We start from the raw sequence: 14544 nt of genomic DNA, 5'->3' as shown, positions 1-14544 counted from the left end.
AGGAAAGGATGATACAGGTGCAAGAACATTTATTTGCTAGATTAGAAGAGGTTTACCCTGAATTAGTAACTTTTAGAAGAGATCTCCATATGTATCCTGAGCTTTCACATCAAGAAGTAAATACGCCAGAAAAAGTAGCAGCATTTCATAGAAAACTAGGTTTAGAGGTTAAGACTGGTGTAGGAGGACGTGGTGTTATCGGAATCTTAAAAGGGGGAAAGCAAGGTAAGACAGTCGCTTTACGGGCGGATTTCGATGCACTCCCTATCCAGGACGAAAAGGATGTCGAGTATAAATCACGTATACCTGGAGTGATGCATGCGTGTGGTCATGATATTCATACAGCTGGTCTTCTAGGTGTAGCTAAAGTATTGAGCGAAATGAAGGCCGAATTACCAGGTACCATTGTGTTTATTCACCAGTTTGCAGAAGAGGTTATACCAGGTGGGGCAAAGTCTATGATTGAAGATGGATGCCTCAATGGAGTGGATGTCGTGTATGGAGCGCATATCAGTTCCATAGATCCCCTGGGGGTAGTAGGAATTAGAGAAGGTAATGCGATGGCAAATGGGGACACATTCGAAATTGAAATTACAGGAGTTGGTGGACATGCGGCAAATCCGCATTTAGCGGTTGATCCCCTCGTCGCAGGAAGTCAATTAGTTGTTAATTTGCAGCAAATTGTTAGTAGACAAGTAGATCCAGTAAAGTCAGCGGTTGTTACAGTAGCATCGATGGACGCTGGTGATAGTTTTAATGTTATCCAAGATAAGGTAACGATTCGTGGAACGGTACGGACCTTTGATGATGATGTCCGTGATTGGGTACAAAAGTCAATTGAGGAGATGGCTACTTATACATGTAAAGGTTTAGGGGCATCCGCATCTGTTCAATATGTACGAGGTTATCCAGCTGTTCGCAATCACCCAGAGGAGACGGAACGTGTTGAAAAAATAGCAGCAGAAATATTTGGTGAGGATAAGGTTCATCAAGTACCGCCACAGATGGGGATGGAAGATTTCGCTTATTACTTAAAAGAAGTTCCAGGAACATTTTTCTGGGTCGGAGGAGCGATGAAATCTGAAGAAGATATTTATCCACACCATCATCCGAAGTTTGATGTTGATGAAGAAGGCATGATGTATGTTGGAAAACTATTTATAGCTACTGTTTTGAATTATCTATCACAAAAAGAGGATAAACCTTATCTTGAGGAACAATCCATCTAATAAGTGCCACTAATTGAATTAATCTCAACTATATAAAGGAGGAGTAGCTTATGGGAGATGTAATGGCAATCGCCAATAGTGCACCATTTTGGATCATTGCTTTTATCGTTGTCGGTATTGTTTTTTTTCAAGCCATTGTATTTATGAGGATCGCAAGTAAATCTGCTCCTGAAGTGGGAATGACTTCAAAAGAAGTAAAAACAGCAATTCGTACTGGATTTGTAAGTTCGATTGGTCCATCTTTTGGTATTGCAATTGTCCTTGTTTCACTAATTGCATTATTAGGTTCGCCAATTACATTAATGAGAATCGGGATCATAGGATCGGCGGCAACGGAAACAGGGGCAGCAGAGATTGGAGCGGGTGCTTTTGGAACGACTTTAGGAGCTGAGGACTTTTCTATCGAAGCCTTTACTACCATTGTTTGGACGATGTGTTTGGGTGGTACTGGTTGGTTACTATTTACCGCTTTATTTACAAAAACGCTCGGAAAATCACAGGAAAAAATTGAGAAGAGAAATCCAAGAGTAATGGCTGCTGTCTCTTTAGGGGCCATGCTAGGTGCGTTTGGTTATTTAGCTAGTGAACAAATGGTTGCTAGTATTAGTCACTTTACATCTGGGATAGTCGCCTTAGTAGTAATGGTGATCATCATGACTGTTGCAGAGAAGGTAAATGTTGCTTGGATTAAAGAATGGGCGTTAGGAATTTCCATGCTAATTGGAATGGTTAGTGCTTATTTTGTATCGATCATATAATGTTTTCATATAAGGAGGAATAAAATGAACGTATATCCTGAAAAAGCCGTGAAGAATCATGTCACAACTGTAACTCCAACGAGTGCTTCAACTTGGACTTTCCATCGTGAGGCGCATTTCTGGGGGCGGATTACTTTATTCAGCTTAATTCTAATGAGTTTAGTTCCACCTTTATATCTATCTTTTGTATTAGATGCACATCCAGGTTGGGGAGCAATCATTACGGGGCTTGTTGGTTATGCAGGTTTTGTCGGTATTCTTTGGGTGCTAGAACCTATTACCTATTATCCTACATTAGGAGTCGCGGGAACTTATTTAGCCTTTTTAACAGGTAATATTGCGAATATGTGTCTTCCTTGTTCTTCTGCAGCTCAAAAAGCAGTGAATGCCGAAACGGGTTCAAGAAAAGCAGAAATTGCTGGTGTTTTCGGGATAGCGGTTGCTTCGATGACAAATATTACAGTCATTATCGCGATCATTTTTGGTGGAACCTATATATTATCTGTCATACCTCCAGCTGTAGAAAGTGCCTTTACCTTTATTGCTCCTGCAATCTTTGGTGCTGTCCTTGGGCAGTTTGCCTATAAAAATCCATTATATGGGGGAATCGCAATTGTAGTTGGAATGCTTGTTCTTTTTTCACCAATCATTAGTTTTATCAAAATTGCAGTAACAGTAGGAATTGTCATTGCGATTATCATATCTATGGAGAAAGCAAAGGAGAAAAAAGCAACTACGTCATAAATAAAGGTTTTAGGAAGGAAATAAAATCCTCCTCTCGTGTTAAGAGAAATAAGCTACTTAGAGGAGGGTTTTTATTTCATTTGACTGTCTGTTTTCCAAGGATTTCCAAGAGGGTACGTGTTTGGATGATCATTACGTGAAGTGAAGGGATGGAGGAAAAACATGAAAATTAATGAAGGACGTTTATGGAATCGCATAAATGAACTGGGGCAAATAGGTAAAAGTGAAGGTGGGGGGATCAACCGATTTTCTTTTACTGATGAAGAACGAAAAGCGAAGGAATTAATAAAGCACTATATGACTGAAGCGGGTTTAACCGTTAGAGAGGATGAAATAGGTAATGTCTTTGGTAGACTTGATGGTAAAGGACCTGGTGGAAAGACTGTATTAATTGGTTCGCATATTGATACAGTACTAAATGGTGGAAAATTCGATGGAGCTGCAGGTGTACTTTCGGGTATAGAAGTGCTACAAACAGTGAAAGAACAGGACATCATTACCGAAGATTCGATTGAGGTCGTTGCATTTACTGATGAAGAGGGGACGCGTTTTTCAACTGGATTGTTAGGGAGCGAAGCGTATGTCGGAGAGTTAACTTATAGTGAGCTTTTCGATCATATTGACCAACAAGGGATATCCATTGCAGAAGCGATGATAAGTCAAGGATATCAGCCCGAAAATATAGGGAATGTTAAGGTGAATGCTGATGATATAAAGGGTTATTTAGAAGTACATATTGAACAAGGAAAGGTATTAGAATCACACAACGTACCGGTTGGTTTAGTCACAGGGATTGCTGGTTTAAGGTGGTTAAAAATAAAATTAAGTGGAGAAGCTGGCCATGCTGGAACTACGCCAATGCCTATGAGAAAAGATCCACTAGCTGCAGCGGCTGAACTGATTTATCGAGCAGAAAAATTAGTAAAGCAACAAGAACAAACCGTAATGACAGTAGGACAACTATCTGTACAACCAGGGGGAATTAATGTTATTCCTAGTGATATAGAATTTACTATCGATATCCGTGATCTATCCGAGGAATTACTAGACCATTTGGTGAATAAACTTAATGAAATAACGAAAGATGTTTGCTTAGAAAGAGGGATTTCGGTCCAAATAGAAACATTACATAAAGTAGCTGGAGTGGGTTGTTCTGCTAAGATAAATTCAAGTATCCAATCATCAATAGAAGGTAATGGGATTGAAGTAATTAAGCTACCAAGTGGTGCGATTCATGATGCGATGGTCATCGGGAAAATGACAGACATTGGAATGATTTTTTTACGTACAAAGGATGGAATTAGTCACACAGCGGAGGAGTGGTGTGATAAAGAAGATTTATCCATGGGTGCCCAAGTACTCTTGGAGGCTGTTGTTAAATTAGCAGTAAACGAATCCGTCAATGTTTAAGCCTATTTCAGAAGCAAGAACTAATTTAACATAGAAAGAAGACGGTACTATGGCTTGGATTATTTTATTAATTGTTGGTTTTGTAGGTGGAACCGTTGGTAGTATAGCGGGACTTGGGGGCGGAATTGTCATTGTCCCTTCTCTCTTGTTTTTAGAGACTAGTCTTGGTGTGATATCAAATATGGGTCCTCAAATTATAGTAGGAACATCTTATCTAGTATTAATTGCAACAGGATTATCTTCTACAATAGCTTATATGAAACAGAAAAAAGTAGATTTTAACAGTGGATTTATCTTTTTTATAGGTAGTGGACCTGGAGCGATTGTCGGGGCATTGATAAATAGGTTCTTTGAAACCGATCAATTTGCAGGTGTTTTTGGTTTGCTAATGATAGGTATTTCCCTTCTTATGTTTTTCACTAAATCGATTAAACCAATCGGAATAATAAAAACAGGGAAACTACATACCTATACGGATGAGAACGGGATGAGTTGGGAATACAAATATTCGACTATACTTGCGATTATTATCTGTTTTTTTATAGGTATTCTGTCAGGTTTATTTGGTATTGGTGGTGGTTCTCTACTCGTGCCAATTATGCTTTTACTATTTGGTTTTCCAACAGCTGTCGCTATCCCAACTTCCATGTTTATCGTATTCTTGTCAGGGATTACTGGTTCTGTTACACATGTGAGTCTTGGTAATGTCCATTGGCTTTACGCTTTGGCATTAATACCTGGTGCATGGTTCGGAGCTAGGTTCGGGGCATATTTGAACAGGAAGCTAAATGAAAAAGTCGTTGTGACAATTTTTCGACTAATACTAATTATCATTGGTTTCAGAATGGTGATAAATGCAATTATTGGATGATCATTAGTGCCTGTTGTCAATGGGTTCCTGTCACAATCCGGGTTTTTAGATGAATTAGAGGAAGAAGAAATGCCAGAAGTCATCCAGTAAATGCGCTATATAAAGGATAAAGTTAATAAAAGGACTTATACAGATAAAGATGTTTTTGTATGATCTGTTGTATTTAAGTTAGGCTGCAAAATATAAAAAAACAATATAAACCAACTAGAAAACGAAAGAGAAGCACTGCTCACCTTATCTGAGAACCCCCTATCATAGAGGGATTCTAGACAGTTCACTAAAAGGTGTAGACAGTGCTTTTCGCTTACGTATTAGAGGTTTTAGAATAATTTATGAAGTTAAAGATAATATTTTTTTGATAAAAACGACAAATTTCGGGGTGTGACAGGTACGGGAAGATAAGTAAACTATCCCTGTGCAAAGTATCTTTGTGGTTCATTTTTATCAGAAAAAGTAGTTATAATTGGATCGTAACTTTATAGCATGGTGGACGATTGGCCATCTCTCTGGTAGAAGGGAGGTGGTAGAGTGACGGCTTATGAAGCTTTAAGTTTAATAGCTCAATTTAGTTTAACATTGTTAGCTGCGCTTACACTTGTTGTAACTATAGTCGTCTATCTAAACAAAAAGAAATAACCGTCCCCACTACCAATGGATTAGACGGTTACTTCTTTGACGAAACACCATACATTTGGTCAGCCGCTCTTTATGCGGTTTGTAGTTACAATTGCCGAGTGGTTACTTCCGCTCGGTATTCTTATTTTATATTATAATTGTAATTATTAAATAGTCAAATTGAATTGGTGCCTGTCACAATTATTTTTGTTGCAAATTTGAAACAGTCTAAGTTTAGGATTATACATGTTGAGAATGATTTAAGCAAAAATCTTAAAAAAGCAAAATAACCGCATTATATGAACTACTAAAGTCCTCACTTTCTCATTCTTTCCCGGATGAATTGCCTCATGACCCTCCAGATTACATCATAAACCATGTCCATTCTCTTTATACCTCCTATTTCAAGCCTAAATATCATGTTTCAGCCCTATGATGGTGTCACCTCCCGGGTTAAAATGGTAGGATTAAAGAAGTGATGGTTATCCTGCCTTAACGGCTAGTAATACCCCTACTTTAGGATTCGGAAAAACTAGTTGGGGCGCCTGCGGGGGTCTCTCTTTACAGTGCTAATCATCAGTGGGAGGCTATGATAGAACTCCCCACTTATGGAAATTTCCCTTTTTATAGATATATTGGTGGTGAAATAGATTGGTCAGAGATTATTTTATGAAGCTGGTTCGTTGGATTTGGACACGGCTATTAACGATTCATGAAAGAGACGGCAATTATGGTAAATGGTTTATGATTGGATTCTTGATTGTAACCATGACAGCCTCGGTGATACAAGCAGTCGGTCATCCAACTGGAGCAACCCTGCATGCACACCTTACCAATATAGCGCGAGAGGTATCTACTAATGGGATGTATTTTGTTATTTGGACAACTGGGGTAGGTGCGTTGTTGTCTTTCTTGTATATACCGCTCCCACGTCTTTTTGTGGGGAGTTTTAGTTATACCATTTACTTGAGTGCAACTCTATTAATAGAAGAAGAAAGTGGAACACTATTTTCCTATATTGTGGGTGTCGGCTACAGTATAGTGACGATCGTCGTCGTGCTATGTTTTATTGTACTTTTTCGTAAAAAAAATAGAAGTGTTAAAATCTCGATACTTACTGGGATCCTTTTTCTAACTTCTATGTATGTCGTGTTATCGGATAACGACAATGAAACTACTAGTGATCTAGAATCGATATCGGAAGAAAATCCTGCCCAAAAAGGAGATTTTCCTTATACATTTTTCAGTTATGGTAGTGGTGAAGATAAGTATCGCGAAGCTTTCGGGGAGGGTGTAGATATTGTTACGCCGGCGGTTGATGCTTCTAGTTTTATAACTAAGTGGAGTGAAGAACGAACAGCATTTTGGGGATTTGATCAGTCTCAATTACCGGTAAATGGAAGAGTATGGCTGCCAGAGGGGGAAGGTCCTTTTCCAGTTATTCTCATTGTTCAAGGAAATCATACAATGGAATACTTTTCAGCGAGCGGATATGATTATTTAGGTGAACTGTTAGCGAGTCGTGGGTTTGTGACAATTACAGTCGATCAAGACTTTATCAATTATTCCAATACCTCAGGGATTCCTGATCGCAATTATGAATTACGTGCATGGGTGATTTTACAACATGTAGCCCAATTACAAACAATGAACCAAACACCTGGAAATGCCTTCTATCAAAAAATAGATTTCGATCAAGTTGGCTTAGTTGGTCACTCTCGTGGAGGGCAAGCAGCTCAAATGGCAGCAGACTACGAATCGTTTTTTGATGATGAAAGATTGCTAGAAAGTATGGATCAGGTCAAGATACAGGGAGTCGTTGCGCTTGCTCCAACAGATAAACGGATTGATGGAAAACGGCCCATGTTGGATAATACCTCCTACTTACTCATGCAAGGAGCCCGCGATGGAGATGTGACTATATTCCGTGGGGAAAGGCAATATTACCAGATGAACTTGGATGAGAATGAACAGGCGTTTCGGTCATCCCTTTATATTGCGGATGCCAATCATAGTCAATTTAATACGAACTGGGGACGAATGGATAGCAGTTTACCGAGAGGGCTCTTTTTAAGTCGAATGCAAACGATGGAGCCAAATGATCAGCAGCAAATCGCAAAAGTGTACATTTCTGCATTTTTTGAAAGTGTTTTGCATGGGGATGCTTCTTTTGAAAAGTTATTTCGCGATTATCGGTATGGGGAAAGCTGGCTTCCAAACACGACGTTCGTCAATAAATATCACCATGCGAATTACCAATCAATCATTGAGTTCAAACGTAACAAAGTAGAGGCTTCGGACGGAGTTATCACAGTTGCAGAGGGGTTTGATGAGATGGATGTCATCACACCTGAGGATCGAGGTGGAAATGATCGCCCTGTAGATGCCGTTCGTCTCGAGTGGAAAGATGATGTATCGTACACCGTTCATTTGCCTGATGATTATATGAAGCGGATCGGATGGGGGAGTGAGGCTGGGAAAAATGGAAGTAGGGAGCGGCTCATATTTACGATGGCGAACATCGTTGGTGAAGTAGAACAGGAAAAAAGACCAGAAATTGAAGTGGAATTAAAGACGACAGATGGTGATGCTGTTCAATTGCCATTGGATGATTTTATGCCGTTCCCGCCAGTTATTACTACCGATTACACACCATTTGGCCTGTTCGATGATATATTTAGAGAGGGGAAATACGAAACGTCGTGGGAACCAGTTTTCCAAACATTCGAAGTCCCACTCGAATCATTTGAACAACAAAACGCAACATTTAATACGGACAATATTGATGAAATAAGATTACACTTTAGAGGGGATGCAGGTGGGATTTTGTTGGAATCAGTGGGGTGGGGTCAGACCCCTTAAAAACACAACTGTCCATGTGATGAGGACAGTCTAAAAGTGCTATCATGTTTTGCCAGACCTATGTGTCTACCAACAAAAGATTTATAGAAAGAGAGAGTCAATTATTTTAGATAAAATGATCGACTCTCTCTTTTGTGGTATGCCTGAATTCGTGCAATATTCTCTCTAAGCTTTACAATGTTGATCCATATAATTCCGGCCCCAATCTTCCATCGCTTTCAAAATTGGAAAAAGGCTTTCTCCTTGTTTTGTTAAGGAATACTCCACTTTAGGTGGAACAACTGGGTAAGCTTCTCGGTGGAGCAAACCGTCGTCTTCTAGTTCTCTAAGTTGATTGGTCAACATTTTCTTGGTTACGTTAGGTATTAATTTTCTGAGTTCTCCAAATCGCTTTGTTCCTTTTAAACCTAAATGACATAAAATGCTTAGCTTCCATTTACCTTCTATAACAGACAATGTGAGTCTCTTCTCAGAGTATATGCCATCAACCTTTTCAGTCATATGTTTTAAATGATCTCTACCCCAGTCATACAGCATATCTAGAATAGGTAGTAAACTTTCACCTTGTTCTGTTAAAGAATACTCTACCTTAGGAGGAATAACTGGATATGTCTCGCGATGAACAAGTCCATTTTCCTCTAATTCTCTCAGTTTATTCGTTAACGTTTGTTGTGTAATCTTGGGAGTTAACTGCTTGAGCTCGCCAAATCGCTTTGTCCCTTTTAAACCTAAGTGACAAAGAAGCGTAAGTTTCCATTTTCCATCAAGGATCGATAACGCTAATTCTTTTTCGGGATATATGCCATTTATTTTTTTCGTAATCATCGAAATCCTTCTCTCTCTTTTATAGTCTAGTTCAAGTTACTATACCAAACTTAAGGTACTATATCAGAAAAAAGTGCCTACTTACATAAAATATATTTTGTCTTTATCATTGATTATACTACTCCGATATGATGGTGGCTATAGCTACCAACAAGGAGAAAAAGATTTATATAAAATGGTAGGAGGAAATCAATCAATGAAATTACAATTAGCGTTAGATCTTGTCAATATTCCAGAAGCAAAGGAGGTAATCAAAGAAGTAGAAGCATCTATAGATATTGTTGAGATTGGTACCCCAATTATTAAAATTGAAGGGCTAAAAGCTGTTCAGGAAATAAAAGAAGCTTTTCCTAAATTGCAAGTATTGGCAGACCTAAAAACAATGGATGCTGCAGCATATGAAGTGCAAAAGGCATCCGAAGCAAAGGCGGATATCGTAACGATTCTAGGTGTAGCAGAAGATGAGTCGATAAAAGGTGCAGTGGAGGAAGCGAAAAAACAAGGTAAAGAAGTTCTTGTTGATTTAATCGCCGTGAAAGATATAGCAAAACGAGCAAAAGAGCTCGATCTATTAGGTGTCGATTATATTTGCGTTCATACTGGTTACGACTTGCAGGCTGTTGGTAAGAATTCATTCGAAGATCTCCAAACGATTAAAGATGTTGTGAAACATGCCAAAACAGCAATCGCTGGCGGAATCAAACTAGATACACTGCCAGAAGTAGTCAAAGTTCAACCGGACCTTGTGATAGTTGGTGGGGGAATTGCTGGACAAGAAGATAAAAAAGGTGTTGCAGCAAAAATGAAAGAAATAATAAAACAAGGTTAAGCACTATGAAGACTACTGAATTTTTACAAGAAATTATAAATGAGCTAAATCATTCAGTAGAGTTAATCGCTGATGAGGAAGCCGAAAGATTAGTAAACGAAATTCTTGAATCCAACAAGGTCTTTGTAGCTGGAGCGGGTAGATCCGGGTTTATGGCAAAATCGTTTGTGATGCGAATGATGCATATGGGTATCGACGCTTATGTACTAGGTGAAACGGTAACCCCTAACTTTGAGGAAAATGATATGTTAATTATTGGATCAGGCTCAGGGGAAACAAAAGGTTTAGTAACCATTGCAGAAAAGGCAACTAGTATCGGTGGAAAAGTTGCTGCTGTTACGTTAGCGCCAGAATCTACGATTGGTAAGCAAGCTGATTTTACCATAACATTACCTGGTGCACCCAAATCTCGAACAGATAACACCAATTATAAAACCATCCAACCAATGGGTTCACTATTTGAACAAACCCTTTTACTTTTTTATGATGCAGTAATCTTAAGGTTTATGGAGAAAAAGGGATTAGATACAAATAAAATGTATGGAAAACATGCTAATTTAGAGTAGGAAAATGGAAGCAGGAGGACGGTTCTCCTGCTTCTTTTAATAGGGAGACAGTGTGCGTTTTATGGAGGGGGTCAGACCCCTTAAAAACACAACTGTCCACGACGAAAGGACAGTTCGGATTCCTAGCACCATCGTTATAGCAACTACATAAAGGTAGATGGTAGCCGAATTCCCTGTGATATCGGGGTTTGAAGGGTTATGACGACATACGGGATAAGCTCTATATGAAAAAGGTATTGTACATGGTAACGACATGAAGGATCAACTTTTTGTTAGCTGCACCTAACAAAAAAAGAAGTAATCACCCACCGCTCCGACCAAAGAGTTGGGTAATTACTTCTTTATTTAAGGATCCCTTTATCTTACATAATGATAGATTCCCCTCGCAGGATTTTGGCTCGCAGTTTGTAAACATCTACATCTCACTCACCTTTGTTTTTTGCAGAGGACTTACCCCATGCTTACATTTCTCCAGTAATTTTTGACTATATCCTAGTGAAACTTGAATAATCGGACCAAGTGCAAAAGCCATGATGATGGTACCAATTCCGAGAGGTCCACCTAATAAATAGCCTACAATCGCAACAACTACTTCCATGGTGGTACGTGCTACCGTGATGCTGCAATTAAGTTTTTTCACTGCAAGTAACATTAAGGTATCCCGTGGTCCTGCCCCTAAATTGGCTGAAATATAAATACCGCAACCAATAGCTAACAGTACAACGCCGAGAATAAAATCGACTAACTGTATCGAAAAGGTATGGGCATCTGGTAATACCCAGTTAAAGAAGTCGATAAATAAACCAACAAAAATCATATTCATAAACGTTCCGATTTTCGGAAACGAATGTAAACCAATCGAAGAAATAACGATAATAAGAACACCAATAATAATCGACCAAAGTCCAATCGATAATCCTAAGTTTTTAAACAAACCTACGTGCAATACGTCCCAAGAGCCTACACCTAAACGTTGACCTTTGATTGTTAGGGAAACCCCAAGTCCCATCACCATAATGCCAACAAAAAAGAACACCCATTGAAAGCCTCTTTCCTTTATCATCTGAACCCTTCTTTCTTTTAATAAAAACAGAAAAGCCACTCTATGTATACACATAGATGGCTTTTGTATCAACTAACCTATTATAACAGAAATTGAGCATGTTTAAATAGATTTTTTATTCATAGCAGCAGTTCTTGACGTGAAAAAAATTAGTGTTGATTCGGTGAGATTTATTACCAAAATGTATTTTAAGTGTCAAAAGTTTGTGAACATCCGTTTACAAAAAAATTTCACTATGATATATTAAAAAAGTTAAGAATGTTAAATAAAAATTTAACAAACTTAATAAAAAGTGTAGGTCACCGCTTGGGAATTGGATGGTACCAGTTCTTAAGAATGGGCAAAACACTATTATGTTGCATAACGAAATGCAATTGGACGTGCTGCAGGAAAATTTGGATTGAAAAAGTACATAGAAACAATAAAGTAAGATTATGAAGCATGATCCACTTGATGAATGTAAGTAAAAAACTTATAAAACTACTATTCTACTAACTAGTTTAAATAACTGAAGGAGGAATTATGATGAATGCTTTTATGATAGAAGAGATCGCTGCATTCAATTATAACTATCTAAGGAGGGACGCAAGATGAATCAAACATATGATTACGTAGTCGTAGGTGGCGGTAGTGCGGGTTCCGTACTCGGCGATCGTTTAAGTGAAGATGGTAAAAGCAGTGTCCTTGTTTTAGAAGCAGGACGTAAGGATTTTTCATGGGACTTATTAATCCAAATGCCAGCAGCATTGCCGTTCCCTGCAGGAAAAAGTCTATATGACTGGAGATATGAATCTGATCCTGAACCTTATATGAATGGTCGACGTGTAAAGCATGCCCGTGGGAAGGTGCTCGGAGGTTCGGGCTCCATTAACGGTATGATTTTCCAACGTGGTAATCCCTTAGACTATGAACGTTGGGGAGCAGACCCAGGTATGGAAATGTGGGATTTTGCACACTGTTTACCATATTTTAAACGCATGGAAAATGCATTAGCCGCAGATAAAGATGATGAGTTTCGTGGCCATGATGGTCCTCTTAAATTGGAACGCGGACCAGCTACTAACCCTTTATTCCAAGCTTTCTTTGACGCAGCCGTCGAGGCTGGACACACCCGAACTCCTGACGTAAATGGTTTTCGACAAGAGGGATTTGGCCCGTTTGATAAACATGTGTATAAAGGTAGAAGGTTTGGTCCTTCACGTGCCTATTTACACCCGAACATGGGGCGTAAAAACCTTACAGTAAAAACGCGCGCATTTGTTAGAAGCATTAACTTCAATGGTACTAGAGCAAGTGGTGTGACATATGAACGAAACGGGAAGACTCATCATGTCACTGCAGGTGAAGTTATCCTTGCTGGTGGTGCAATTAATACGCCACAGCTTCTTCAATTGTCAGGTGTTGGTGATGCTGAGCACTTGCGTTCACTTGGAATCAAACCAGTAGTTGATCTACCTGGTGTAGGGGAGAACCTTCAAGATCACCTTGAAACCTACATCCAATATGCGTGTCCATTACCGGTTTCTGAACAGCCTAGCTTAAATAAAGCGAAAATGCCTTGGATTGGTTTGCAGTGGTTATTAGGGCGGAAAGGTCCAGCAGCAACGAATCATTTTGAAGGTGGAGGTTTTGTTCGTTCGAACGAGGAAGTCGACTATCCAAATCTGATGTATCACTTCCTACCGGTAGCGGTGCGTTACGATGGGCAAAAGGCAGCAACGAAACACGGATTCCAGGTACACGTTGGACCTATGTACTCTGATGCAAGAGGGTCATTAAAGATTCGTTCGAAGGATCCTAAAGAACATCCGAGCATGGTGTACAACTACCTTTCAACCGAACAGGATCGACGTGAGTGGGTTGAAGCGGTAAGAATTACTCGTGAAATCATGTCTCAACCAGCTATGGCACCATACAATTCTGGAGAAATTTCACCTGGTCCTTCTGTTCAAACAGATGAAGAAATCTTGGAATGGGTAGCTGAAGATGCAGAGACTGCCCTTCACCCAAGTTGTACGGCGAAGATGGGGCCTGCTTCAGATCCAATGGCTGTCGTAGACCCACAAACCATGAAGGTCCATGGGCTCGACAATGTACGTGTGGTCGATGCATCTGCCATGCCTTATGTAACGAACGGTAATATCCATGCACCTGTGTTGATGTTGGCGGAAAAGGCATCAGACATCATCCGTGGACGTAAACCGCTAGAGCCTATCCATGCCGACTTTTACCGTCATGGAGTCCATCCAGCTGACGCGGGCACAGTAAAAGCTTAAATGTTTTCTAGGGGAAGATCTCTTTCAACATGTATTTGCCAATCAAGGCAGATATGGAATGGAAGAGGTCTTTCTTTTTTTTTATTAGGCTGTTTTCGTAAAGTTAGTTGTTTTTGTAAATTTTTAACTTAATAGTTATAAAATTGAAACTTTTTACTTCGCAAATCGTATTAACTCTTTAAGGGGGGTATATTATTCTTAAAAAGGCATTAGGCATAACTACTGTAATTATAGGGATGATTCTACTTCTTTATTTAATCGTGAATGTTTATTACAACCTGAATCATTCAGACGGTTCACTATCTGAAGGTGAGTTTTCCTTACTTTATACCAAATTATCATTATGGGCTTTTCTTTTCGGTGTTTTAATGGAATGGAATGGGATTAGCAGAATTATCCAAGGGGAGTGGAAGTTTAATTGGGTCACATTAATTCCAACTGCTATAATATCAATTTTAGTATTTATACCGAATTTCTATTGGGTAAAGTGGTACGG

General features: G+C 39.2%; 12 protein-coding genes. 10 read left to right on the top strand and 2 right to left on the bottom strand.

The genetic code is table 11. From position 1 onward, the window contains the following. Nucleotides 1-17 precede the first annotated feature (17 nt). From FCI53_RS10940 to FCI53_RS10915, 7 genes are all read left to right on the top strand, one after another. Entirely contained in the window at nucleotides 18-1229 is a 1212-nt protein-coding gene (locus tag FCI53_RS10940) for a M20 metallopeptidase family protein (RefSeq protein WP_138418757.1), read from the top strand. A 50-nt stretch (nucleotides 1230-1279) separates the two neighbouring features. Then, nucleotides 1280-1987, top strand: coding sequence for a DUF5058 family protein (locus tag FCI53_RS10935; protein ID WP_138418755.1), 708 nt, complete (start codon nucleotides 1280-1282; stop codon nucleotides 1985-1987). Between the two features lie 24 nt (nucleotides 1988-2011). Then, the gene (locus FCI53_RS10930; protein WP_246050081.1) at nucleotides 2012-2731 is read left to right on the top strand and encodes a small-conductance mechanosensitive channel; all 720 of its coding nucleotides are present in this window, start codon (nucleotides 2012-2014) and stop codon (nucleotides 2729-2731) included. 162 nt (nucleotides 2732-2893) lie between these two features. Further along, nucleotides 2894-4141 (top strand): M20 family metallo-hydrolase, encoded by a 1248-nt coding sequence (locus FCI53_RS10925; protein ID WP_138418753.1) that lies wholly within the window; start codon nucleotides 2894-2896, stop codon nucleotides 4139-4141. Between the two features lie 49 nt (nucleotides 4142-4190). After that, nucleotides 4191-5012 (top strand): sulfite exporter TauE/SafE family protein, encoded by an 822-nt coding sequence (locus tag FCI53_RS10920; protein WP_138418751.1) that lies wholly within the window; start codon nucleotides 4191-4193, stop codon nucleotides 5010-5012. Between the two features lie 528 nt (nucleotides 5013-5540). Further along, entirely contained in the window at nucleotides 5541-5648 is a 108-nt protein-coding gene (locus FCI53_RS21880; protein ID WP_246050080.1) for a putative holin-like toxin, read from the top strand. A 648-nt stretch (nucleotides 5649-6296) separates the two neighbouring features. Then, nucleotides 6297-8489 carry an alpha/beta hydrolase family protein gene (locus FCI53_RS10915; protein WP_138418749.1) on the top strand — a complete coding sequence of 731 codons (2193 nt, stop codon included), beginning with the start codon at nucleotides 6297-6299 and terminating at the stop codon, nucleotides 8487-8489. A gap of 165 nt (nucleotides 8490-8654) precedes the next feature. Here FCI53_RS10915 and FCI53_RS22215 read toward each other — a convergent pair whose 3' ends face one another. After that, nucleotides 8655-9314: a winged helix-turn-helix transcriptional regulator gene (locus tag FCI53_RS22215; protein WP_138418747.1), complete on the bottom strand. Its 660-nt coding sequence runs from the start codon at nucleotides 9312-9314 to the stop codon at nucleotides 8655-8657. Nucleotides 9315-9510: 196 nt separating this feature from the next. On the opposite strand from FCI53_RS22215, the gene hxlA reads away from it, so the two are divergent. Both hxlA and hxlB read left to right on the top strand, forming a co-directional pair. Then, a complete protein-coding gene (gene hxlA / locus FCI53_RS10905) occupies nucleotides 9511-10143 on the top strand; it encodes a 3-hexulose-6-phosphate synthase (RefSeq protein WP_138418745.1) in 633 nt (210 codons plus the stop codon). A gap of 5 nt (nucleotides 10144-10148) precedes the next feature. After that, nucleotides 10149-10709: a 6-phospho-3-hexuloisomerase gene (gene hxlB / locus FCI53_RS10900; protein WP_138418743.1), complete on the top strand. Its 561-nt coding sequence runs from the start codon at nucleotides 10149-10151 to the stop codon at nucleotides 10707-10709. A 415-nt stretch (nucleotides 10710-11124) separates the two neighbouring features. Here the strand turns inward: hxlB and FCI53_RS10895 are convergent, their stop codons facing one another. Further along, nucleotides 11125-11772, bottom strand: a complete 648-nt coding sequence (locus tag FCI53_RS10895; protein ID WP_138418742.1) for a YczE/YyaS/YitT family protein — start codon at nucleotides 11770-11772, stop codon at nucleotides 11125-11127. A gap of 590 nt (nucleotides 11773-12362) precedes the next feature. Here FCI53_RS10895 and betA point away from each other — a divergent pair. Next, nucleotides 12363-14048 carry a choline dehydrogenase gene (gene betA / locus FCI53_RS10890; RefSeq protein WP_138418739.1) on the top strand — a complete coding sequence of 562 codons (1686 nt, stop codon included), beginning with the start codon at nucleotides 12363-12365 and terminating at the stop codon, nucleotides 14046-14048. Nucleotides 14049-14544 lie beyond the last annotated feature (496 nt).

The sequence above is a fragment of the Aquibacillus sediminis genome (assembly GCF_005870085.1).
GTDB lineage: Bacteria > Bacillota > Bacilli > Bacillales > Amphibacillaceae > Aquibacillus_E > Aquibacillus_E sediminis.
This window is presented reverse-complemented; position numbering and strand designations above follow the sequence as displayed.

Bases quoted from the DNA above. Each gene is read 5' to 3' on its own strand.
- hxlA (WP_138418745.1), top strand. From the start codon at position 9,511: ATGAAATTACAATTAGCGTTAGATCTTGTCAATATTCCAGAAGCAAAG.
- FCI53_RS10935 (WP_138418755.1), top strand. From the start codon at position 1,280: ATGGGAGATGTAATGGCAATCGCCAATAGTGCACCATTTTGGATCATT.
- betA (WP_138418739.1), top strand. From the start codon at position 12,363: ATGAATCAAACATATGATTACGTAGTCGTAGGTGGCGGTAGTGCGGGT.
- FCI53_RS10915 (WP_138418749.1), top strand. From the start codon at position 6,297: ATGAAGCTGGTTCGTTGGATTTGGACACGGCTATTAACGATTCATGAA.
- FCI53_RS10920 (WP_138418751.1), top strand. From the start codon at position 4,191: ATGGCTTGGATTATTTTATTAATTGTTGGTTTTGTAGGTGGAACCGTT.
- FCI53_RS10930 (WP_246050081.1), top strand. From the start codon at position 2,012: ATGAACGTATATCCTGAAAAAGCCGTGAAGAATCATGTCACAACTGTA.
- FCI53_RS10925 (WP_138418753.1), top strand. From the start codon at position 2,894: ATGAAAATTAATGAAGGACGTTTATGGAATCGCATAAATGAACTGGGG.
- FCI53_RS10895 (WP_138418742.1), bottom strand. From the start codon at position 11,772: ATGATAAAGGAAAGAGGCTTTCAATGGGTGTTCTTTTTTGTTGGCATT.
- FCI53_RS22215 (WP_138418747.1), bottom strand. From the start codon at position 9,314: ATGATTACGAAAAAAATAAATGGCATATATCCCGAAAAAGAATTAGCG.
- hxlB (WP_138418743.1), top strand. From the start codon at position 10,149: ATGAAGACTACTGAATTTTTACAAGAAATTATAAATGAGCTAAATCAT.